Annotated in this window: 24 protein-coding genes, 2 pseudogenes and 1 riboswitch; of the genes and pseudogenes, 10 read left to right on the top strand and 16 right to left on the bottom strand. The window is 73.8% G+C overall.

Going from position 1 to position 20331, the window contains the following annotated elements; genetic code table 11:
• Both KME75_RS27330 and KME75_RS27325 read left to right on the top strand, forming a co-directional pair.
• A partial coding sequence (locus KME75_RS27330) for a cytochrome P450 (RefSeq protein WP_219417756.1) occupies positions 1–499 on the top strand: 499 nt, incomplete at its 5' end.
• A 73-nt stretch (positions 500–572) separates the two neighbouring features.
• Positions 573–1343, top strand: a complete 771-nt coding sequence (locus KME75_RS27325) for an isocitrate lyase/PEP mutase family protein (RefSeq protein WP_219417755.1) — start codon at positions 573–575, stop codon at positions 1341–1343.
• 186 nt (positions 1344–1529) lie between these two features.
• On the opposite strand, the gene KME75_RS27320 is transcribed toward KME75_RS27325, so the two are convergent.
• From KME75_RS27320 to KME75_RS46955, 3 genes and pseudogenes are all read right to left on the bottom strand, one after another.
• Positions 1530–2312, bottom strand: a complete 783-nt coding sequence (locus tag KME75_RS27320) for an FkbM family methyltransferase (RefSeq protein WP_219417754.1) — start codon at positions 2310–2312, stop codon at positions 1530–1532.
• A 229-nt stretch (positions 2313–2541) separates the two neighbouring features.
• Positions 2542–3204: a response regulator gene (locus tag KME75_RS27315; RefSeq protein ID WP_219417753.1), complete on the bottom strand. Its 663-nt coding sequence runs from the start codon at positions 3202–3204 to the stop codon at positions 2542–2544.
• A 106-nt stretch (positions 3205–3310) separates the two neighbouring features.
• Positions 3311–3760 (bottom strand): annotated as a pseudogene (locus tag KME75_RS46955) (sensor histidine kinase); the annotation flags it as partial.
• Here KME75_RS46955 and KME75_RS43710 point away from each other — a divergent pair.
• Together KME75_RS43710 and KME75_RS43705 are read left to right on the top strand one after the other, a co-directional pair.
• Complete coding sequence (locus KME75_RS43710; RefSeq protein WP_246632938.1) at positions 3696–4055, top strand: hypothetical protein; 360 nt, start codon at positions 3696–3698, stop codon at positions 4053–4055. The pseudogene KME75_RS46955 and the gene KME75_RS43710 sit on opposite strands and share 65 nt — an antisense overlap.
• 75 nt (positions 4056–4130) lie before the next feature.
• Entirely contained in the window at positions 4131–4433 is a 303-nt protein-coding gene (locus KME75_RS43705) for a hypothetical protein (RefSeq protein WP_246632937.1), read from the top strand.
• A gap of 10 nt (positions 4434–4443) precedes the next feature.
• Here the strand turns inward: KME75_RS43705 and KME75_RS27305 are convergent, their stop codons facing one another.
• Both KME75_RS27305 and KME75_RS27300 read right to left on the bottom strand, forming a co-directional pair.
• Positions 4444–5238: an ABC transporter permease gene (locus KME75_RS27305; protein WP_308283126.1), complete on the bottom strand. Its 795-nt coding sequence runs from the start codon at positions 5236–5238 to the stop codon at positions 4444–4446.
• Positions 5239–5267: 29 nt separating this feature from the next.
• A pseudogene (locus KME75_RS27300) lies at positions 5268–6217 on the bottom strand (ATP-binding cassette domain-containing protein).
• Positions 6218–6328: 111 nt separating this feature from the next.
• Between KME75_RS27300 and KME75_RS27295 the strand changes: the two are divergent.
• The gene (locus tag KME75_RS27295; RefSeq protein WP_219417752.1) at positions 6329–7090 is read left to right on the top strand and encodes a TetR/AcrR family transcriptional regulator C-terminal domain-containing protein; all 762 of its coding nucleotides are present in this window, start codon (positions 6329–6331) and stop codon (positions 7088–7090) included.
• A 21-nt stretch (positions 7091–7111) separates the two neighbouring features.
• Positions 7112–7723, top strand: coding sequence for a hypothetical protein (locus KME75_RS27290; RefSeq protein WP_219417751.1), 612 nt, complete (start codon positions 7112–7114; stop codon positions 7721–7723).
• A 93-nt stretch (positions 7724–7816) separates the two neighbouring features.
• Here KME75_RS27290 and KME75_RS27285 read toward each other — a convergent pair whose 3' ends face one another.
• Positions 7817–8734, bottom strand: coding sequence for a GerMN domain-containing protein (locus KME75_RS27285; RefSeq protein WP_219417750.1), 918 nt, complete (start codon positions 8732–8734; stop codon positions 7817–7819).
• Positions 8735–8834: 100 nt separating this feature from the next.
• On the opposite strand from KME75_RS27285, the gene KME75_RS27280 reads away from it, so the two are divergent.
• A complete protein-coding gene (locus tag KME75_RS27280) occupies positions 8835–9374 on the top strand; it encodes a gamma carbonic anhydrase family protein (RefSeq protein WP_219417758.1) in 540 nt (179 codons plus the stop codon).
• A gap of 29 nt (positions 9375–9403) precedes the next feature.
• Here KME75_RS27280 and KME75_RS27275 read toward each other — a convergent pair whose 3' ends face one another.
• The 4 genes from KME75_RS27275 to thiO form a co-directional block, all read right to left on the bottom strand.
• A complete protein-coding gene (locus KME75_RS27275) occupies positions 9404–10249 on the bottom strand; it encodes an LLM class F420-dependent oxidoreductase (RefSeq protein WP_219417749.1) in 846 nt (281 codons plus the stop codon).
• Between the two features lie 251 nt (positions 10250–10500).
• The gene (locus KME75_RS27270; RefSeq protein ID WP_219417748.1) at positions 10501–11265 is read right to left on the bottom strand and encodes a thiazole synthase; all 765 of its coding nucleotides are present in this window, start codon (positions 11263–11265) and stop codon (positions 10501–10503) included.
• A gap of 8 nt (positions 11266–11273) precedes the next feature.
• On the bottom strand, positions 11274–11474 hold the full coding sequence (gene thiS, locus KME75_RS27265; protein WP_219417747.1) for a sulfur carrier protein ThiS: 201 nt from the start codon (positions 11472–11474) through the stop codon (positions 11274–11276).
• A 5-nt stretch (positions 11475–11479) separates the two neighbouring features.
• On the bottom strand, positions 11480–12631 hold the full coding sequence (thiO, locus tag KME75_RS27260; RefSeq protein WP_246632936.1) for a glycine oxidase ThiO: 1152 nt from the start codon (positions 12629–12631) through the stop codon (positions 11480–11482).
• A riboswitch (TPP riboswitch) is annotated at positions 12623–12728 on the bottom strand. Its footprint overlaps the gene before it by 9 nt.
• A 35-nt stretch (positions 12729–12763) precedes the next feature.
• Between thiO and thiE the strand changes: the two genes are divergently transcribed.
• Positions 12764–13432, top strand: a complete 669-nt coding sequence (thiE, locus tag KME75_RS27255; RefSeq protein WP_219417746.1) for a thiamine phosphate synthase — start codon at positions 12764–12766, stop codon at positions 13430–13432.
• A gap of 15 nt (positions 13433–13447) precedes the next feature.
• On the opposite strand, the gene KME75_RS27250 is transcribed toward thiE, so the two are convergent.
• Together KME75_RS27250 and KME75_RS27245 are read right to left on the bottom strand one after the other, a co-directional pair.
• On the bottom strand, positions 13448–14314 hold the full coding sequence (locus KME75_RS27250; protein WP_219417745.1) for a hypothetical protein: 867 nt from the start codon (positions 14312–14314) through the stop codon (positions 13448–13450).
• 96 nt (positions 14315–14410) lie between these two features.
• On the bottom strand, positions 14411–15094 hold the full coding sequence (locus KME75_RS27245; protein WP_219417744.1) for a DUF3159 domain-containing protein: 684 nt from the start codon (positions 15092–15094) through the stop codon (positions 14411–14413).
• 129 nt (positions 15095–15223) lie between these two features.
• On the opposite strand from KME75_RS27245, the gene KME75_RS27240 reads away from it, so the two are divergent.
• Positions 15224–15997: an SGNH/GDSL hydrolase family protein gene (locus KME75_RS27240; RefSeq protein WP_219417743.1), complete on the top strand. Its 774-nt coding sequence runs from the start codon at positions 15224–15226 to the stop codon at positions 15995–15997.
• Positions 15998–16021: 24 nt separating this feature from the next.
• On the opposite strand, the gene thpD is transcribed toward KME75_RS27240, so the two are convergent.
• From thpD to ectA, 4 genes are read right to left on the bottom strand one after another with little or no spacing between them, the layout of a single operon-like run.
• Positions 16022–16936, bottom strand: coding sequence for an ectoine hydroxylase (thpD, locus tag KME75_RS27235; RefSeq protein WP_219417742.1), 915 nt, complete (start codon positions 16934–16936; stop codon positions 16022–16024).
• A 1-nt stretch (position 16937) separates the two neighbouring features.
• A complete protein-coding gene (locus tag KME75_RS27230) occupies positions 16938–17351 on the bottom strand; it encodes an ectoine synthase (protein ID WP_219417741.1) in 414 nt (137 codons plus the stop codon).
• Entirely contained in the window at positions 17348–18610 is a 1263-nt protein-coding gene (gene ectB / locus KME75_RS27225; protein ID WP_219417740.1) for a diaminobutyrate--2-oxoglutarate transaminase, read from the bottom strand. The genes KME75_RS27230 and ectB overlap by 4 nt, the downstream gene beginning before the upstream one ends.
• 46 nt (positions 18611–18656) lie before the next feature.
• Positions 18657–19178 carry a diaminobutyrate acetyltransferase gene (ectA, locus tag KME75_RS27220; RefSeq protein ID WP_219417739.1) on the bottom strand — a complete coding sequence of 174 codons (522 nt, stop codon included), beginning with the start codon at positions 19176–19178 and terminating at the stop codon, positions 18657–18659.
• Positions 19179–19409: 231 nt separating this feature from the next.
• Between ectA and KME75_RS27215 the strand changes: the two genes are divergently transcribed.
• The gene (locus KME75_RS27215) at positions 19410–20201 is read left to right on the top strand and encodes an SDR family NAD(P)-dependent oxidoreductase (RefSeq protein WP_308283123.1); all 792 of its coding nucleotides are present in this window, start codon (positions 19410–19412) and stop codon (positions 20199–20201) included.
• Positions 20202–20331: the final 130 nt, after the last annotated feature.

Below are 20331 nucleotides of genomic sequence, written 5' to 3'. Positions count from 1 at the left end.
CCCCCGCGCGCTCGCCTTCGCGGAGCTCGACCGCATCCCGCCCGACGACCTCCGCCGCCGGGCGGCCGAGTGCGGCGGTCACCCCGTCGCCGTGCTCGCCGCCGCGCTCGGACTGCCCGTGGACCCGGCCGACGTCGCGACGGTGGCGGGCGTCTACCACCCGCACACGCCGGCGCCGCGCGCGGCCGACGCGGCCGTGGCGCGCCTCGTCGCAGCCTGCGGGGGCACCTCGGACGAGCGCACCGCGGCGCGGATCGGCCTGCTGGTGCAGGCCTGCGACGCCACGAGCGCGCTGGTCCGCTCCGCCCGCGATCGCGGGTCGGAGGTCCACGACGTGCTGCGCGACGACCCGCCGGTGCGCGTCACCCGACGCGGCGACGCGCTCGTCGACCTCGCGTCCGCCGGCCTGCCGTTCGGCGCCGGTGCGCACGCCTGCCCCGGTCGGGAGCATGCGCTTGCGCTCGCCGAGGGGCTCCTCCGGCACGGGGAGGTGCGGTGAACGAGCGTCAGCGAGCGAACCAATGCCGAAGCGCCTGCGCGAAGCGCCGGCCGAGCGCCGGCGAGGGCGCGCGATGAGTTTCCGTGACCTGCACCACGGGGATCGTCCGCTGCTGCTGCCGAACGCATGGGACGTCGCCTCCGCGGTGGCGCTCGTCGACGCCGGGTTCGCGGCCGTCGGCACCACGAGCCTCGGGGTGGCCGCCGCCCACGGTGTGCCCGACGCCGCGGGCCTCGCCAGGGCGGAGACCGCCGCGCTCGCCCGGAAGCTCGTCCGGCTGCCGGTGCCCGTCACCGTCGACGTGGAGGCTGGGTTCAGCGCCGACGCGGGCGAGGTCGGCGACCTCGCCGCCGAGCTCGCGTCGTTCGGCGTGGCCGGGATCAACCTCGAGGACGGCAGGTCCGGCGGCGTTCTCGCCGACGCGCGCGACCAGGTGCGGCTCCTCCGTGTGGTGAAGGAGCGTGCACCGGCGCTGTTCGTGAACGCCCGAACCGACACGCACTGGTTCGATCCGGCCGCCCCGCTCGATTCCGCGCTCGCGCGTTGCCGGGCGTACGCGGACGCCGGCGCGGACGGCGTCTTCGTGCCGGGGCTCGCGGCGCCTGACCAGGTCCGGGCCCTCGTCGCCGGCGTGGACGTGCCGGTCAACCTGCTCCATCTGCCCGGCCGCACCACCGTCGCGGAGCTGGCGGCGCTCGGGGTGCGGCGCATCAGCACCGGGTCGCTGCTGTTCCGGGTCGCGCTGGGGGCCGCGGTCGCGGCAGCGCGGGCGGTGCGCGACGGAGTTCCCCTGCCCTCGGACATCCCGACCTATGCGGACGTGCAGCGACGCTCCGGCGGGTGAGCGGCCGACCTTCCCGTCCGGCCAGGGCCGGGCGCTCCTCGTCGCTGGGCATGCACTGCCGACCCGCGATGCTGTCGACGTTCCACGCTCCGGAGATCGTGGTCGGTCCCGGCTCGGTCGTGGGGGTCGCGCTGCGGCTCGGTTCCCGAGCGCGAGCACGACGCCGGTTCAGGGCCGCACACGCGGCTACGCGTTCCACGCGTCCTCGGTGGCGAACAGGTAGTTGCGCCGCGCCGGGTCGATCCGGTCGGCCGGCGCCCAGCCACCCCGCGCCCAGGTGAACATGCCGTAGCCGTAGCGCTCGCGCAGGTCGGCGGCGAACCGGCCGGCGCGGTGGCCGTAACGGTCGAGGTGGCGCTGCTCGATCTCCAGCTGCAGGGTGGGCCGGCAGCGCTCCAGCGTGCCGGCCGCCCCGGCGAGCACGGCGGGCTCCGCCCCCTCCACGTCAATCTTCAGGAAGCGCACGCGGTCGATGCCCTCCGCCGCGCACAGGGCATCGACCGTCCACACCGGGACGCGCAGTCGCAGGCTACGCCCCCGGATCGGCGTGCGGACCGCGTCACCGCCGAGGTGCGCCCACCCGTGGATCGGAAGCCCGAAGCGGACGGGCAGCACGAGGTCGCGTCCGGCCCGCTCGGCCTCACCCATCGCGCCGGTCCGGACCCGGATCGGCCCCCCGGTGATGCCCGCCCCGGCCCGCAGGATCCGGGACGGCACCGGCAGCGGCTCGACCGCGTGCACGACCCCGCGCGGACCGACCAGCGCGGCCAGCACGTGGCTGTACATCCCGTACGCCGCGCCGATGTCGAAGCAGACGTCGCCGGGCCGCACGAGTGCCGCGAGCCCGCGCAGCTCCGGCTCGGCCAGCCCGAGCGCGGCGGCCCCCCGCAGCACCGCGGCGAGCGCCGCCGCCCGCCCGGACGCGGCCGCCTGGGCCCCGTACCGCTGTCGTTGCACGACCGTCGTCATCGTGGTCCCCCCGTCGTCGGTGATCTCCGGCGACGCTAGGAACCGAATGGGTCGGCCGGCCTCCCTCCCGGGAGCGCATTCGCCGTGCCCCCGTGGGGGCAACGCGGCCGGTCGGGGGCAGACGGCACACACCGAAACGGGACCGCACACACCGCCGACCACGTGTGCCGTCCACGGACGGTGTGTGCGGTCCGGCCTCACCCCACCGGCGATCGGGCCCGGAGGTGGTTCATCCCGTTCCGGGTTCGACGAGCCCGCTCTCGTAGGCGAACACGACCGCCTGCGCCCGGTCGCGCAGGTCGAGCTTCGCGAACACCCGCCCCACGTGGGACTTCACCGTCTCCTCCGCGATCACGAGGTCGTCGGCGATCTCCCGGTTGGACCGGCCGCGCGCGATGAGCCGCAACACGTCGCGCTCCCGGACGGTGAGCCCGGCCAGCCGCTGGGCGTCGCGCCGCGTGGTGGGGCGGCGGGCCGCGAACCGCGAGATCATCCACCGCGTGATCGACGGGGCGAGCAGGGCATCGCCCGCCGCCACCACCCGCACGGCCTCGGCCAGCGCCTCCGACGGGGCGTCCTTGAGCAGGAAGCCGCTCACCCCGTGCCGCAGCGCCTCGTACACGTAGTCGTCGACGTCGAACGTCGTCAGCATGACGATCTTCGGTCGGTACCCGTCCCCGCCGAGCAGCTCGCGCGCCGCCGCCAGGCCGTCCAGCTCGGGCATGCGCACGTCCATCAGGACGACGTCGGGGCGCTCGGCCCGCGCGGCCGCGATCGCCTGCACACCGTCGGCGGCGTCGCCGACCACGGTGAGGTCCGGCTCGGCCGCCAGCAGCGCGACGAACCCGGCCCGGACCATCGCCTGGTCGTCCACCACGAGCACGGTGATCATCCGACGGGCCCGGTCGGAAGCTCGGCCCGCACGAAGAACCCGCCCGCCGCGGTCGGGCCGCCTCGAACGTGCCACCCAGCAGCCGCGCCCGCTCCCGCATGCCGGCCAGACCGTGCCCGGTGCCCGTGCGCGCGGCGACGGGCTCGGGTGGCGCCTCGTTCGCGACCTCCACCACGAGTATCCTGCCGTCGGCGTGCGGGGCGACGCGGACCCGGGTGCGCGCGCCGGTCGCGTGCCGGGTCACGTTGCTCAGCGCCTCCTGCACGATGCGGTAGGCGGAGAGGCTGGTGGCCGTGACGACGTCGACGGGCTCGACCAGCGACAGCTCCACCGGCGTACCCGCCCGCCGGGTGCGCTCGGCGATGCGCGGCAGGTCGCCGAGGCCGGGCTGGGGTTCGATCTCATGCTCTGCGGTGCCGTGCAGCACGCCGATCAGCTGCCGCATCTCCCCCAGCGCCTCGCGGGCCGCGGCGCCGAGCTCCGTGAACTCGGTGGCCGACGCCGGAGGGACGTCCGGCAGCCTGCGCGAGGCGCTGCTCGCGCGGACCGCGATCACCGACAGGTGGTGGGCCACCACGTCGTGCAGCTCGCGGGCGATCCGCTCCCGCTCCCGCAGGACCCGCTCCTGCTGCGCTTCCTGCACGAGCCGGAGCGTCCGCGCATGCCGGTCGGCACGCCGGGCCCCGAGCAGCCCGGCCACCGCGAGCAGCGCCGACCAGGTGGCCAGCATCGGCAGCGCGGCGAGCACCGGCTGGGTCCCGCCGGCGACCACGAACACCGCACCGCTCGCGACGACGAAGCCGACCGTCGCCGCGGCCGCACCGGCGGGCAGCGCCAGCCCGATCGTGTAGGCCGCGAGCAGCTGCGGGGGTGCCACGTTGAGGAACCAGGGCGGCGCCACCAGCGCGCCGGCGACGGCAAGGCCGGTGGACGCGAGGTTCACCGCTGCGGACCAGGCCCCCGCCGCCGCCGGGCCGCGCCGCGCGACCAGCGCGGGCACCGCCGCGGCGACCGCGACCGGCAGCCACGTCCAGCTGAAGCCCCGCCCGGTGTACCCGACCGCCGACGACACCAGCGATACCGCCGCGACCAGCACGAACGGCCACACCGGGAGCATGGGCCTGCTCGTGCCGACCGGCGCGCCGACCGCGGCCGGGATCCCGGCCCGCCCCGCCGAGCGGACCCGGTCGACCAGCTCGCGCGTCCCCCCGGCCACGCCCGTCAGCTAACCACCTGCGCTCAGCGATGGGTGGTACGGCGGAACAGCGTGGCCGCGAGCGCGAACGACACCACCAGCAGGCCGACCGACCAGGCCAGGGCGATCCACCCGCTGTCGCCGATCGGCGTGCCGGTGAGCAGCCCGCGGACCGTCTCGATGATCGGGGTGATCGGCTGGTGCTCGCTGATCGGCCGCAGGAAGGCCGGCATCGTGTCGGTCGGGACGAACGCACTGCTCAGGTACGGGATGAACAGCATGAAGAAGCTCAGCGTGCTCGCCGACTCCACGGTCTTGGCGATCACGCCGAGGCCCGCGGCGAGCCAGGACAGCGCGAGCACGTACAGCAGCAGACCGGCGACGAGCAGCCACTCACCGAAGCCCGCGTTCGGGCGGAAGCCCATGGCCACGGCCGCGCCGATCACGATCGTCGTGGACAGCATGTTGCGGACGACGCTGGCCGTCACGTGCCCGATCAGCACGGCGGAACTGCGGATCGGCATCGAGCGCAGCCGGTCGACCATCCCGGTGGTCATGTCGTTCGCCACCGACATGGCCGTGGACGCCGCGCCGTACCCGGTGCACAGCAGGACGATCCCCGGCACGACATAGTTGATGTACTCCGTGCCGGTCTGGATCGCGCCACCGAAGACATAGACGAACAGCGTCATCATCAGCAGCGGCAGGACGATCGACATGACCAGCGTGTCGGCGTTGCGCCTGCTGAGCCGGATGCAGCGGCCGATCAGCGTCATGGCGTCGGCGACGGCGTTGGCAGCGCCGCCGTGCCGCGCCGCCGCGAGGTCGATGGTGCTCACGGTGGGTCCTCTCTTCCGGGAGATCGGGATCAGGCGGGGACGGGCGCGCGGTCGGCGGCGGGCCGCGCAGTCGTGAGCGTCAGGAAGACGTCGTCGAGCGTCGGCCGGTGCGACGAGACCCGAGCGACGGGCACGCCCGCGGCGCGCAGCTCGTCGAGCACGCGGTGCAGGTGAGCGGCGCTGCCGTCGGACGGGACGCCGAGCACGAGCCGCTCCAGGTCGGGGAGGGCACCTACGCTGCCGAGCACCTGAGTGGCGCGGGCGAGCGCGTCCGGGCCGTCGAACCAGATCTCGAGGCGGTCGCCGCCGACCTGCGACTTGAGGACGTCGGCGGTGCCCGACGCCGCGACCGTACCGCCGGCGATCAGCACGATCCGGTCCGCGAGCCGGTCGGCCTCCTCGAGGTACTGCGTGGTGAGGACGATCGTCGTGCCGCTGCGAACCAGCTCACCGACCGCGTCCCACATCGTCGTGCGGCTGGCCGGGTCGAGCCCCGTCGTGGGCTCGTCGAGGAAGATCACCCGTGGCATCGCGACGAGGCTCATCGCCAGGTCCAGCCGCCTGCGCATGCCGCCGGAGTAGGTCTTCACGCGGCGGTCCGCCGCGTCGACGAGATCGAACCGCTCGAGCAGCTCGGCACCGCGCCTGCGCGCCCTGGCCCGTCCCAGGTGCATGAGGCGGCCGACCATCGCGAGGTTCTCGCGCCCGGTCTGCTCGTCGTCGACCGCCGCGTACTGCCCGGTCAGGCTGATCGCGCTGCGCACCTTCGCGGGCTCGCGCACGACGTCGTGGCCCGCCACCAGCACTCGTCCCGCGTCCGGGCGCAGGAGCGTGCCGAGGATCCGGACGATGTCGTCTTCCCCGCCCCGTTCGGGCCGAGGAGCGCGACGACGGACCCCTCCTGCACCTCCAGGTCGATCCCGTCCAGCACCACGTCCGCGCCGAACGCCTTCCCGAGACCGCTCACCTCGACGATCATCTCGCCCCCTCCAATTGAACTGCGTGCGTCATACGCTTTATAGCGTATCTTCTACGCAGTAGGAAGGGGAGTTCCTAGACTGGCGTCCTGCTGCGAGGAGAGGGGCGTCGGTTGACCGACGAGACGGGGTTGTCCGACCGGGTGGCGCTGCTGTGGGGCCGCCGCCACGGGGCGCGCCGCGGACCGAAGCCCACGCTCACCGTCGACGACATCATCGGCGCGGCGGTCGCCGTGGCCGACGCCGACGGGCTCGCCGCCGTCTCGATGGCCCGGGTCGCCGCGCAGCTCGGCAACTCCACGATGGCCCTGTACCGACACGTGAAGAGCAAGGACGAGCTGCTGCTGCTCATGGCGGACGCAGCGCTGGAGGACCCACCGCAGATCCCGGAGGGCACGGACTGGCGGGCCGCGCTGCAGCTGTGGGCGCACGACGTGCTCGCGGCCGTGCGCAGGCACAGCTGGTACGCGCAGATCCCGATCAGCGGCCCGCCGGTCGGACCGAAGAACCTCGCGTGGTTCGACCGGGCACTCGGCGCGTTGGCGGACACGGGGCTCGACGAGGGCGACAAGGTGTTCGTCGTGATGGGCCTGCTCACGTACGTGCAGGGCGAGGCGCGGTTGAGCGCCGACCTCGCCGCCGGGTTCGCGGCCGACCCCGAGGCATTCAGCCGTCAGTACAGCGCCGCGCTGGCGGACGTCGTCGACCCGCAGCGGATGCCCGCGCTGCGGCGGGTGGTCGAGGCGGGGGTCTTCGACGCCGACTCCCTGTTCGAGGAGGAGGACGTCCAGACCGACTTCTCGTTCGGGCTGGAGCGCTACCTCGACGGCGTCGCCGTGTACATCGCCGAGCACACCCGCCCCCGGGGGACGTGACGCGGCCTACCCTCTGGCCGCATGCGCTTCTACGCCGAGCGTCCGGCCCGGCTCGCCCGGCAGCTGCTCGCGGACGTCGTCGCCGTCGGCTGGCTCGTGCTGTGCGTCGTGGTGGCCCGGGCCGCCCACGACCTCGTCCTGCAGCTGCAGGCGCCGGCCCGGACGCTCGTCGACGCCGGCAGCGCGATCCGTGGCGCGTTCGACGACGCGGCGCGGACGGCCGACGGGGTGCCCCTGGTCGGCGACGACCTGGCGCGCGCGCTGGGCACCGGCACCGGGGCGGGGGACTCGCTCGCCGCGGCGGGCCGGGAGCAGATCGAGACGATCTCCGCGGTCGCGCTCGGCACCGCGGCCGGGATCGTGCTGGTCGGCGCCCTGCCGGTTCTGCTGGTGTGGCTGCCGCTACGGGTGCGCTACGCGCGGGCGGCGCGGTCGGCGATCGCGGTGCGGACGGTCGACTCGGACCTGCTCGCGCTCCGGGCGATCACGAACCTGCCGGTGCGTCGCCTGCTGGCCGTCTCACCGGACCCGGCGGCGGCCTGGCGGCGCGACGACCGGGACGTGGTGCACGCGCTGGCGGCGCTGGAGCTGCGCCGCCTCGGCCTGCGCACGCCGCGGACGCCGCCGGACTGACCCGGCGCCGGCGCCGGCAAGGTGGCCTTGCTGCCACTCAGTGACAGTATCGCCACCTTGCTGCCACGCGCGGGTCGCCGTTCGGACCGCGGGTCAGCCGGTCACCGTGATCGCCTTGTCGTCGGTGAGGACGGGCCTGCCCTCGCCGCCCGACGGGTCCGCCTCCAGGACGCGCACCGTGTACTCCCCCGGCTCCAGCCCGACGGTGAACGTGAACGGTGCGAACCGCTGGCCCTCGGTGGTGCTCGTCGAGCCCGACCGCACCAGCTGGCCGTCCTGCAGCACCTCCCACAGCACGGTGGCCTCGAACACCGCGGCCTCGCCGGTCACCTCGACCTCGCGCCCCACGGTGGCCCCGTGCGCCGGGGAGTCGATCTGCACCAGCGACCGCAGCGCGTAGGTGTCGCCGCGGCCGACCGCCTCGGCGGTGGCCACCGCGCCCCACAGCTCCTCCACCGGCTCGCCGTCCACCAGGACGCGCACCGGGTCGGTGGACTGCAGCGCGCCCTGCACCGTGAACACCAGCTGCTGCACGGTGAGGTGGGCGAGCTCCGTGCCGACGTTCGCGCCGGCCACCCCGGACAGGTCGACGACGATCGCGCCGTCGTCCGTCCGCACCGGGGAGCGCAGGGTCGTGGTCGGCGGCCAGTGGTTGAGGTAGTCGGGGTCGATGCCGGTGGGCTCGGCGAGCATCTCGCGGACCGCGTCGCTGGCCGGGTCGGCCGTGACGACCCGGTGGAACTCCCGCTGCAGCCGGTAGCCGGCCGCGGTGTCGGCCACGTAGTAGACGGCCACCGCGGTCGCCTCGCCCACGGCGGTGGTCGGGGGCGGGCTCGTCGGGGACGTCGCCGGCGGGCTCGACGGGCTCGACGGGCTCGACGGGTCCGGCGGGGTGCTGCTCGACGGCGCGCTCGGCACGTCGACGGGCGGGGCGTCCGTGGGACCGGAGCCGCCGCACCCGGCGAGCACCACGACGAGCAGGACGACGGGCCCGATCCGCCGCAATCCCATCCGGACCTCCTCGAGCACAGGGGGTGGCCCCCAGGTTGCCCGTGTGATCACCCCCACCGGGGCCGCCACGCCGGACCCGGCCGGGTGGCAGGCTGCGGGCATGCCGCTGTTCTCCTTCGAGGGGTTGTCCCCGACCGTGCACCCCGACGCCTTCGTCGCGCCGACCGCCACCCTCGTGGGCGACGTGCGCGTCGAGGCGAACGCCTCGATCTGGTACAACGCCGTGCTGCGCGCCGACTTCGGGCCGATCATCGTGCGCGAGGGCGCGAACGTGCAGGACGGCAGCGTGCTGCACGGCGGCAAGGACCCGATCACCGAGGTCGGGGCGGGCGCCACGATCGGGCACCTGTGCGTGGTGCACGGGTGCGTGATCGGCCCCGAAGCCCTCATCGGCAACGGCGCGACGATCCAGGACGGCGCGCGGATCGGCGCCCGCTGCCTCGTCGGCGCGGGCGCCACCGTCCCGCCGAACACCGTGGTGCCGGACGAGCAGCTGGTGCTCGGCGGGGTCGGGCGGGAGAAGGGGCCGCTCACCGGATCGGCGCGGTGGTGGGTGGAGAACAACCCCGAGGCCTATCGCAAGCTCGCCGAGCGGCACCGGGCGGGCGTCGCACCCGTGGTGCCCGACCAGGCGGGCTGACCGCTACCGGGTCATCGGCTACCGGGTCATCAGCTACTGGGCATGAGCGCGGTGTAGCGGTCCATCGCCCGCAGCACCGCGTCCCGCTCCTTCGACGGCAGCGAGAACAGACAGCGGGTGATCCCGGCCTCGGCGTAGCGCTCGATGAGGTCGGCGTCCGGTTCGGCACCGAACAGCGTCATCGGGATGGTGCCGCGGCCGGCGTCGGCGGCCCGCTGCTGCAGGGCGCGGGCCCGCTCGGCGAACTCGTCGACGTTGCCGGCGTCCACCCGCTGTGGCAGCCACTCGTCGCCGTACTCCAACACGCGGTCCTCGACGGTCGGCCCCATCCCGCCGACCAAGACCGGGGGATGGGGACGCTGTGCGGGCTTCGGCCACGACCAGATCGGCTCGAAGTCGACGTGCTCCCCGTGGAACTCCGCCTCGTCGGCCGTCCAGATCTCCTTCATCGCCCGGACCCGCTCGCCGAGCACGGCCATCCGGACGCGCGGGTCGGTGCCGTGGTTGGCCATCTCCTCGCGGTTCCAGCCCGCACCCACCCCGAACAGGAAGCGCCCGCCGGAGAGGTGGTCGAGGCTCGCCACCTCCTTGGCCGTCGTGATCGGGTCCCGCTCGATCACGAGGCACACGCCGGTGCCGATCTTCAGCCGCTCGGTGGCGCACGCCGCGGCCGTCAGCGCGACGAACGGGTCGTAGGTGTGGGAGTACCTCCGCGGCAGCTCCCCGCCGCCGGGGTAGGGCGAGCGCCTGCTCGTCGGGATGTGGGTGTGTTCGGGGAACACCAGCGACTCGAAGCCGCGGGCCTCGGCCTCGCGGGCGACGGTGGCCGGGTCGAGCGCGTCGTGCGTGGGGAACATCAGCAGGCCGAACTGCATCACCGCTCCTCGGGGTCGGCACCGGACGGGTCGATCATCGACCAGTCCGGGCCGGCCCGCAGGCTCGCCCGCAGACCCCGACTCGCGCACACCCACACCCCGACTCGCGCACACCCACACCCCGACTCGCGGAGGAATGGCACCGATCCCGCGAGTCGGACGATCCGTGCGCGCGAGTCGGGCGATCCGTGCGCGCGAGTCGGGCGATCCGTGCGCGCGAGTCGGGCGATCCGTGCGCGGCGCGACGCGGGTCAGGCGTCGGGGTCGGGCGAGGAGGCCTGGGCCCAGTAGCGGCGGGGGATCCGGCCGGCCCCGCGCGCCGCCCGGCCCGCCTCGACCGCGAGCCGCATCGCGTGGGCCATGCGCTCCGGGTCGCCCGCGCGCGTGACGGCGGTGGCGAGCAGCACGGCGTCACAGCCCAGCTCCATCGCCTGGGCGGCCTCCGAGGCCGTGCCGATCCCGGCGTCGAGCACGACCGGGACCGACGCCGACTCCACGATCATCTCGATGTTGTGCGGGTTGCGGATGCCCAGGCCCGTGCCGATCGGCGATCCGAGCGGCATGACGGCGGCGCACCCGGCCTGCTCCAGCTTGCGGGCCAGCACCGGGTCGTCGTTGGTGTAGGGCAGCACGGTGAACCCGTCGTCGACGAGCTGCTCGGCCGCGTCCAGCAGTTCGATCGGGTCGGGCAGCAGGGTGCGCTCGTCGGCCACCACCTCGAGCTTGACGAGGTCGGTCTCCAGGGCCTCTCGGGCCAGCCTCGCGGTGAGCACGGCCTCGGCCGCGGTGCGGCAGCCCGCGGTGTTGGGCAGCACCTCGATGTGCAGGCGCCGCAGCAGGTCGAGCACCCCGGTCCCGGTGGCGGCGTCGACGCGCCGCATCGCCACCGTCGTGAGCGTGGTGCCGGACGCGACGAGCGCGCGCTCGAGGATCTCGAGGTTGGCCGCCCCGCCCGTCCCCATGATCAGTCGCGACGGGACCTTGTGCCCGCCCACCACCAGGGGGTCGTCGGTCATCGTCATCGTCATCCTCCCTGGACCGCCGTCAGCACCTCGATGCGCGAGCCCTCGCCGAGCCTGGTCTGCGGCCATACCGCGCGCGGGACGACCTCCCCGTCCACCGCGACGGCCACCCCGGTGCCCGGCACCCCGAGCGCCTGCACGGCGTCGAGCACGCTCGCGCCCGGGCCGAGCTCGCACTGCTCCCCGTTGATGAACACCTGCACGTGCCTTACCTCCTCGCCGTGACGGCGGCTGCGAAGCGATGTGGGTCGGCCGCGCGCACCGGCTCCGGTACCGGCTCGCCGCGCAGCAGCGCGAGCACGGCGTCGGCGGTGACGGGCGCGAGCAGGATCCCGTTGCGGCCGTGGCCGGTGGCGCTGAACAGCCCGTCGGGGCCGACCGCCCCGACCAGCGGCAGGTTGTCCGGGCTGCCCGGCCGCAGCCCGGCGGCGCTCTCCACCAGCGCGTACTCCGCGATCCCCGGCAACACGCGCTCGGCGTCGCGGAGCAGGTCGCGCACCCCGCCGACCGTGACCTCCGTGTCGAAGCCCGTCTCGGCCTGCGTCGCGCCGATGACGAGCCCGCCCGAGTCCCGCGGCACCGCGTAGACGGGGCGCCCGTCGACCAGCGCGCGCACGGTCCGGGTGGGCGGCGGGAACGCGCCCGGCCGGTGCGCCAGCCGCAGGATCTCCCCCTTGACCGGGCGCACGAGCCCGTCGAGGGCCGGGTGCAGCGCCGCGGAGTGCGCGCCCGCGCTGACGAGCACGAGCTCGGCATCGACGTCCGGGCCGTCGGTGCGCACACCCGTGACCCGGCTGCCGTCGTCGAGGACCGCGCGCGCCGCACGGTCGACGAACGTGACGCCGGCGCGCTCGGCGGCCGCCCGCAGCGCGGCGAGCAGGAGCCGGTTGTCGACGGCGAGGTCGCCCGGGACGGCCAGCCCGCCGCGCACGTCCGGGCCGAGCGCGGGCTCCAGCCTGCGCAGCTCCCGGCCGGAGAGCCGCTCGACCTCGCGGCCGAGCCGCGCGAGGTAGCCGGCGAGCGTGTCGAGCTCGGCCCGGTCGCCTGCGCCGGTGGCGGCCACGACGGTGCCCTCGGTGCGCAGCCCCGCCGGTCGACCGGCGGCCGCGCTCAGCTCCTCGGCGAACCCCGGCCAGCGCCGCACCGACGCCGACCCGAGCTCCAGCAGCTCCTCCTCGCCCGGCCACGCCTCCGTGACGGGCGCGAGCATCCCGCCCGCCACCCAGGACGCGCCCGATGCGGGGGCCGGGTCGAGCACGGTGACCGTCAGCCCGGCCGCCGCTGCGCGCCACGCGCAGGACAGGCCGATCACGCCGGCACCCAGCACCGTCAACCGTGGCATCGATCGTGGAATCGTCATCTCTCCGCTCCCTGCGCCGGCATGACCCGGATCAGGTTCGACGGTCGGGGCCTGCTGGCCCCCTCTCAGCCCGGACCGGGCTCCCGTGCGTCACCTGCGGTCCACCCTACGCCCCGCGTAGGGTGCTGACCCGTGCCTGGACTCGACGGCGGCGCTCTGCGCGCCCGGCTGGCCGACGCCCGCCTCTACCTCTGCACCGGCGCCCGCCGCCGAACCGGCGACCTCGCCGAGTTCGCCGACGCGGCCCTCGCCGGCGGCGTCGACATCATCCAGCTCCGCGACAAGGGCCCCGACGGCCCGCTCGAGGCCCGCGACGAGCTCGCCGCCCTCGAGGTGCTCGCCGAGGCGTGCGCCCGGCACGGGGCGCTGCTTGCGGTGAACGACCGCGCCGACGTCGCGCTCGCCTCCGGTGCCGACGTCCTGCACCTCGGCCAGGACGACCTGCCCGTCGAGTGGGCCCGCAAGGTCGTCGGGGACGAGGTGGTGGTGGGACGTTCGTCGCACAGCCCGGCGGAAACCCTCACTGCGGCGGACGAGCCGGGCGTCGACTACTTCTGCGTCGGCCCCTGCTGGCCCACGCCGACCAAGCCAGGTAGGCACGCGCCGGGCCTCGACCTCGTCCGCACGGTGGCCGGTCGGCACCCGGCGCGGCCGTGGTTCGCGATCGGGGGCATCGACCACCAGCGCCTCGACGAGGTGCTCGCCGCAGGGGCCGAGCGGATCGTCGTGGTGCGGGCGATCACCGAGGCGGAGGATCCGCGGGCCGCCGCCGCGGCGTTCGCCGAGCGGCTGCGGGCCTGAGGCCGGTCGCCGACGTCACTCCTGCGGGGCGGCGGGCACCGGCACGAGCGGGGTGGCTTCCACCCCGGGATCGGCGCCCTGCTCCTCGCCGCCCGTGCCCCCGTCGGCGCCGTCCTCGGGGGCGGCACCGCTGTCGGCGTCGTTCCGGTCCGACGGCTCCGCGCTTCCGCTCGGCTCGGGCTCGCCCGACGGGGTCGGCTCCGCGGTTGACCCGGCCGTGGACCCGGCGGCGGGATCGTCGGTGGGTTCGGCCGTCGGTTCCGCCGAACTGGAGGCGTCGTCGGCCGGGTCGGGCGCGACCTCCTCGCCCGCGCCGTCGGAAGGTCCGTCGGTCAGCACCCGCCCCACCGACGTTCCCTCCTGGCCGGTGGTGATCGTCGAGCCCTTGGCCCACTCCACGCCGGTGACGACCAGCAGGCCCAGTACGAAGACGAGCACGGTGGCGCCGAGCCACGGCAGCCAGCGACGGCGCGGCCGGACCGGGGGCGCGACGCGCAGGCGCACGGTCTCCGCATCGGCGGGCGACCGCGGCGCCGGCACCCTCACCCCGGCCGTCGACGGATCCGCGACGTCGACACCGCGACCGCGGGGGACCCGGATCCGGGCGACGAGCGTGTCCCGGGTGCGGTCGAGCGAGCGCTGGTAGATCACCGTGGCGACGGTGCTGGCCATGGAGCCGAGCGCAGCGCCCGCCACCGTCCCGGCCGCGCCGAAGAACGAACCGAGCACGGCGCTCGTCGCGGCGGCCCCGGCGCCGGCCAGCACCTTGTTCACGGTGAGGTCGGGGGCCTTCGGCGCCGGGGTGGTCTCGACCTCGAGCCGCTGCGTGGGCTCGTCGAGGGAACGGATCGGGGGCCGCGGGGCGGTCGGGTGCTGGGGCATGGCTCCTGGGAGATCATCGTGGTCGGGCAGTCGCTTCGTCTCGGGAACGCGGCAGCGCCCCGGATCGCTCCGGACGATCACCCAACGTGTCCGCCTTCACCTCCTGCGTTCGGCGTCCTCCGCCGGTGCATCCGGATGGCGGAGCCCGCGGTGTCCCGGCGGCAGCGCCGATCGGAGCAACGGCCACGACAGCGCCACGCAGAGGGCGACCAGCGGCCAGGTGAGCACCGACCGGGCGATGCCCAGCGCGACGACGGCGTCGGCGAAGTACAGCGGCAGGAACACCGCCAGCCGGACGAGGTACTGACCGACCCACACCCAGCTGGCCCGCTGGTAGCCGCGCAGCAGGTGCGGGTCGCGGCGCCATCGCGTGCGCTGCCCCAGTGCGGTGCCCACCACCAGTCCGAGCAACGGCCACCGGACCACGATCGAGATCGCCCAGGCCAGCGCACTGGCGGCGTTGCTCACGATCTGGACGAGGAAGAAGTCGACCGCCCGGCCCGTGTAGAGGGCGACAAGCGCGGCCACGGCCACGCCGAGCAGCCCGAACAGCACCGCGCGCGGCCGTCGTCCGCGGGCGAGCCGGATCGCTCCGATCACCACCGCCGCGAGCACGGCCGTCCCGCCGCCCCACGCGATCGGCGACGCCCAGGCCAGCGCGTCGGTGACGGTGAAGGCGAGCACGAACGCGACGACCGGCACGGTGGCGTCGACCGCCCCGCCGCGCCCGCCGAGGATCTGGGCGAGGGACGGCTCGCGGGGCTGCTCGGGAGGGGCCACGAACTAAGGGTGCCCTATCAGCACGGATCGATCACCCCGCTGGCGCGGATCGCCGTTCCTGAGTGATCCTGGAGCGAGCTGCACCCATCGGGGGAGTGAAGTGGATGTGAACGGAAGGGGGCGGTCGTCGTGGGACCCTGGAACAGCTTCGTGGCGATCGGTGACAGCTTCACCGAGGGACTGGACGACTGGCGGCCGGACGGCACTCCACGCGGATGGGCGGACCGGGTCGCCGAACGCCTGGGCGCGGGGCGGCCCGAGTTCCGGTACGCCAACCTCGCGGTGCGCGGCAAGCTGCTCGACCAGATCGTGGCCGACCAGCTCCCCGTCGCCGAACGCCTCCGGCCCGACCTGATCGCGTTCTGCGCGGGCGGCAACGACATCATCCGGTTCTCCTGCGACACCGACGACCTCGCCCGCCGCTTCGACGAGGCCCTGGAGCGGGTCACCGCCACCGGAGCCAAGGTGATGGTCTTCACCGGGTTCGACCTCGGCCGGATGCACCCGATCATCCGCCGCCTGCGCGGGCGGGTGGCCTGCTACAACGAGCTGATGCGGGCCAGTGCGGAGCGGCACGGCAGCATGGTCATCGACCTGTGGGGCATGGCATCCCTCGCCGACCCGCGCACCTGGGGCCGCGACCGCCTGCACCTCACGGCGGAGGGGCACCGGCGCGTCGCGCTGCGCGTGCTCGAGGCACTCGGCGAGCCCGTCACCGAGGACTGGCGTACGCCGCTGCCCGCGGCCGACCCGACGCCGTGGCGCGACCGCCAGCGCGAGGACCTGCGGTGGATGCGCGAGCACGTGATGCCCTACGTGCGCAAGCGGCTGCAGGGCCACCGGACCGGCGACGGCTTCCAGCCCAAGCGCCCCGACCTGTCGCCCCTGGACCCGGCCCTGTAGGTCCCGGCCCCCGCAACGCTCAGGTCAGCGCGGAACCGGGGTGAAGTCCCGGCCGCCGATGTAGTCCGGCCGCCGCTTCGGCGCGTAGAACGGCTCGACCGCCGTGTTCTCCACGCTGTTGAACACGATGAAGATGTTCGACCGCGGGTACGGCGTGATGTTGTTGCCCGAGCCGTGCATGCAGTTGGAGTCGAAGAACGTCGCCGACCCCGCCGCGCCCGTGAGCATGGCGATGCCGTGCCGATCGGCCAGCGCCGTGAGGCTGTCCTGGTCGGGCGTGCCGATCTCCTGCTCCTTCAGGGACTCCTTGTAGTTGTCCTCCGGAGTCTCCCCGACGCACGAGACGAACGTCTTGTGCGAGCCCGGCATGATCATCAGACAGCCGTTGTGCGGGTAGTTCTCCGTCAGCGAGACCGAGATGCTGACCGCGCGCGGGATCGGCATCCCGTCCTCGGCGTGCCAGGTCTCGAAGTCGGAGTGCCAGTAGAACCCGCCGCCGCCGAAGCCCGGCTTGTAGTTGATCCGGCTCTGGTGCACGTAGACGTCCGAGCCGAGGATCTGACGAGCCCGGCCGGCCACGCGCTCGTCCGCGACGAGCGCGCCGATGGCCTCACTGATCTTGTGGACCTCGAAGATCGAGCGCACCTCGTTGGAGGTCTTCTCGATCACCGTGCGGTCGTCGGCGCGGACGGTGGGGGCGGTGGCGAGCCGGTCCAGCTCGGCCGCGTAGCCGGCCACCTCCTCCGGTGTGAGGAGCTGGGGGATCGTCACGAACCCGTCACGCTCGTGCGTGGCGAGCTCCTGCGCCCCGAGCATCCCGGCGCTGGCGTCGCTGCCCCAGACCGTCGGTTCGACCCGCTCGATCAGGGCGGGCGTCGGCGAGACCCGGGTGTAGTACCGGTCCTCCGTGCGGGTCTCGCTGCCGATCGCGGCCGTCATGTCAGGAAGCCTCCTTATCCTCCGCCGCCGGAAGGGTGATGAGCGGGTACACGCCGTTCTCGTCGTGCACCTCGCGCCCCGTGACCGGCGGATTGAACACGCACACCGTCCGCATCCGCGTCCGCGGCCGCAGCTGGTGGCGCTCATTCCCGTTCAGGACGTAGATCGACCCCGGCGCGAGCCGGAAGGTCACATCGTTGTCCTTGTCGTACAGCTCGCCCTCGCCCTCGACGACGAAGACGGCCTCGATGTGGTTGGCGTACCAGAAGTCGTTGACCGACCCGGCATCCAGCACCGTCTCGTGCACGGAGAACCCGACGCGGTCACCCGCGAGCACGATGCGCTTGCTGCGCCAGTGCTCGGTCTCGACGTCGCGGTCGGTCCCGGTGATCTCGTCCAGCGTGCGGACGATCATGCGGACACCCCCTCGGTGACGGCGCGCACGGAGTCCGCGACGACGGCGAGACCCTCGTCGAGCTCCACCTCGGTGATGGTCAGCGGCGGCATGATCTTCATGACCTCGTCGGACGGGCCGGACGTCTCCATCAGCAGCCCGCGCTCGAACGCCGCCGCGCAGGTCTTCGCGGCCAGCTCCGGCTGGGAGAACGACAGTCCCCGGGCCAGGCCGCGGCCCTTCGGCGCCAGCTCGACGGCCTGCGAGGACGCCGCGAGCTCGCCCAGCGCCGCCTCGACGCGCTCGCCCTTGGCGATCGTCGAACGCTCGAGGGTGTCGTCGGCCCAGAACTCCCGCAGGGCGGCCGTCCCGGTGACGAACGCGGGGTTGTTGCCGCGGAAGGTGCCGTTGTGCTCGCCGGGACCCCACTGGTCCAGCTCCGGCTTGATCAGGGTGAGGGCCATCGGCAGGCCGTAGCCGCTGACGGCCTTCGACAGGCAGACGATGTCCGGCTGGATGCCCGCGATCTCGAAGGAGAAGAACGGGCCGGTACGCCCGACGCCCATCTGCACGTCGTCGACGATCAGCAGCATGTCGTGGCGCTTGCACAGCTCGGCGAGGCCGCGCAGCCACTCGGCCCGGGCCGGGTTGATGCCGCCCTCGCCCTGCACCGTCTCGACGATGACGGCGGCCGGCTCGTTGAGGCCGCTGCCCGAGTCGCCGAGCAGCTTCTCGAACCACAGGAAGTCGGGCACGGTGCCGTCGAAGTAGTTGTCGAACGGCATCGGGGTGGCGTGGACGAGCGGAATGCCGGCGCCGCCGCGTTTCATCGAGTTGCCGGTGACCGACAGCGCGCCGAGCGTCATCCCGTGGAACGCGTTCGTGAAGTTGATGATCGACTCACGGCCGGTGATCTTGCGGGCCAGCTTGAGTGCGGCCTCGACGGTGTTCGCGCCCGTCGGGCCGGGGAACTGGACCTTGTAGTCGAGCCCGCGCGGCTTCAGCACCATCTCGTCGAAGGTGCGGAGGAACTCGGCCTTGGCGACCGTGTGCTTGTCCAGGCCGTGGGTGATCCCGTCGCGGGCGATGTAGTCGATCAGTGCCTGTTTCAGCGGCGGCGGGTTGTGCCCGTAGTTGAGCACTCCGGCGCCGGCGAAGAAATCGAGGTACGAGCGGCCCTCGACATCGGTCACCCGAGCACCCCGGGCGGTGTCGAAGACCACCGGCCAGGTCCGGCAGTAACTGCGGACCTGCGACTCCAGATCGTCGAAGACGGACATCGTCAGCATCATCCCTAGAGGTATTGTGGATCTACTATTCGGTGGATCAGCGGTCGATCGGCCCGATTCGGAACAGGATCTCGGGTTCGTGGCCGGCGCCGAGCAGATCGGCGCCGAAAAGCTCGCTGCGCCGGACCTCGGCGTCGCGCCGCTGGGCGAAGCCCGTGAACAACGCGATCGATCCCGCGTTGTCCGGCGTGATCGTCGTCTCCATGCGGTCCACGTCGGGCACGGCGTCGAACAGGTCGTCCAGCATCGCGGCGGCGAGACCGCGGCCACGGGCCGCCTCGTCCACCGCGACCTGCCAGACGACCAGCGTGCCGGGCTCGTCGGGGCGCCGGTAGCCGGTGACGAACCCGACGAGGCCCTCGTCCGAGCGCGCGACGACCGATGTCGCAGCGAAATCGCGGAACCACAACAAGTAGGCGTATCGCGAGTTGACGTCGAGGACCCGAGAAGCAGTAGCGAGCTCCCAACAGGCGACGCCGTCGGCCCCATCGGGCCGGCCGATCGACACCTGTCCACCGTTCCGAACAGGGGCAGCGGAGGACTGGGCAGGTGCGGCCATGTCCATAGAAGGTAACAGCCACAAATGCCGTGCGCTTCCCTCGTCAGGCGATCGCAAGGTGCGTCACACTGAAAAAAGTGAGCGATATCACAATTGCGTTTCATGCTTTTCGAGAATGGGAACCGCGGCGTTCTGCCTGCTCAGTCGCGGATTTTCCGGGCTCGTCCACCGAGTTCTCGCCGGCGACCCCGAGCCACATCACGGGTCCGCAACGACGATCACATCCGTAGGGTGGACCACATATCGGCCGCTCAAACGTCCCGCTCGTACGTCGTCACCGGGGGTGGCCGCGGCGTCGGTCGCGCCGTGGTGGAGCGCCTGCTCGCCGACGGTTGCGCCGTCGTCGCCGTCGAGCTCGATCCGGCAGCACTGGCCTGGCTCGAGCACTCCGCTGCCGCCACGGTCGTCGGCGACGCCGCGGACGAGGCCGTGGCAGCGCAGGCGGCCGACCGGGCCCGGCAACTCGCGCCGCTGGCGGGCTGGGTCAACAACGCCGCCGTGTTCCGGGACGCCTCGCTGCACACCACATCCACCCGGGAGGTGCTCGACCTCGTCACCGCGAACCTGGCCCCGGCCGTCGCGGGCTGCGCCGTGGCGGTGCGTCACTTCCTCGACGCCGGCACCGGTGGGGCGATCGTCAACGTCTCGTCGCACCAGGCCCGGCGTGCGGTGCCCGGCTGCACGCCCTACGTCACGGCCAAGGCGGCGATCGAGGGCCTGACCCGCGCGCTCGCCGTGGAGTACGGGACGCGCGGTGTGCGGGTGAACACCGTGGCGCTCGGCTCGATCGCCACCGAGCGGTACACGGCCTTCCTGGACGGGCTCGGGCCTGCTGCGGCCGGTCGGGTGGAGGGCGAGATGCGGCTGCTGCACCCCGTCGGCCGGGTCGGGCTGCCCGCCGAGGTCGCGGGCACCATCGCCTACCTGCTGTCCGACGACGCCGCCTTCGTCACCGGCGCCACGGTCCCGGTCGACGGGGGCCGGTCGGTGCTCGCCCGCGACCCCGAGGCGCACGAGACGTGACCCATTGCAGCAAAGTCCCCCATGGCCTTCGGCCGCCACGAGGTATGAGAATCGGGTCGGGTCCGGCTGAGCTCGGTTGGCATTGGTGCGTCTAGCCCGAAGCAAAGTCTGAGGCCTGGGGGCCTTCCCG

The sequence above is a fragment of the Pseudonocardia nigra genome (assembly GCF_019396355.1).
In the GTDB taxonomy this organism is placed as follows: Bacteria; Actinomycetota; Actinomycetes; order Mycobacteriales; family Pseudonocardiaceae; genus Pseudonocardia; species Pseudonocardia nigra.
Note: the sequence above shows the minus strand (reverse complement) of the source record. Positions and strands in the feature narration are given on the sequence as shown.

Coding starts and splice junctions, on each gene's coding strand:
- KME75_RS27325 (WP_219417755.1), top strand. CDS start 573: ATGAGTTTCCGTGACCTGCACCACGGGGATCGTCCGCTGCTGCTGCCG.
- KME75_RS27320 (WP_219417754.1), bottom strand. CDS start 2,312: ATGACGACGGTCGTGCAACGACAGCGGTACGGGGCCCAGGCGGCCGCG.
- KME75_RS27315 (WP_219417753.1), bottom strand. CDS start 3,204: ATGATCACCGTGCTCGTGGTGGACGACCAGGCGATGGTCCGGGCCGGG.
- KME75_RS27290 (WP_219417751.1), top strand. CDS start 7,112: ATGCGCTTCTACGCCGAGCGTCCGGCCCGGCTCGCCCGGCAGCTGCTC.
- KME75_RS27285 (WP_219417750.1), bottom strand. CDS start 8,734: ATGGGATTGCGGCGGATCGGGCCCGTCGTCCTGCTCGTCGTGGTGCTC.
- KME75_RS27280 (WP_219417758.1), top strand. CDS start 8,835: ATGCCGCTGTTCTCCTTCGAGGGGTTGTCCCCGACCGTGCACCCCGAC.
- KME75_RS27275 (WP_219417749.1), bottom strand. CDS start 10,249: ATGCAGTTCGGCCTGCTGATGTTCCCCACGCACGACGCGCTCGACCCG.
- KME75_RS27270 (WP_219417748.1), bottom strand. CDS start 11,265: ATGACCGACGACCCCCTGGTGGTGGGCGGGCACAAGGTCCCGTCGCGA.
- thiO (WP_246632936.1), bottom strand. CDS start 12,631: ATGACGATTCCACGATCGATGCCACGGTTGACGGTGCTGGGTGCCGGC.
- KME75_RS27250 (WP_219417745.1), bottom strand. CDS start 14,314: ATGCCCCAGCACCCGACCGCCCCGCGGCCCCCGATCCGTTCCCTCGAC.
- thpD (WP_219417742.1), bottom strand. CDS start 16,936: ATGACGGCCGCGATCGGCAGCGAGACCCGCACGGAGGACCGGTACTAC.
- KME75_RS27230 (WP_219417741.1), bottom strand. CDS start 17,351: ATGATCGTCCGCACGCTGGACGAGATCACCGGGACCGACCGCGACGTC.
- ectB (WP_219417740.1), bottom strand. CDS start 18,610: ATGTCCGTCTTCGACGATCTGGAGTCGCAGGTCCGCAGTTACTGCCGG.
- ectA (WP_219417739.1), bottom strand. CDS start 19,178: ATGGCCGCACCTGCCCAGTCCTCCGCTGCCCCTGTTCGGAACGGTGGA.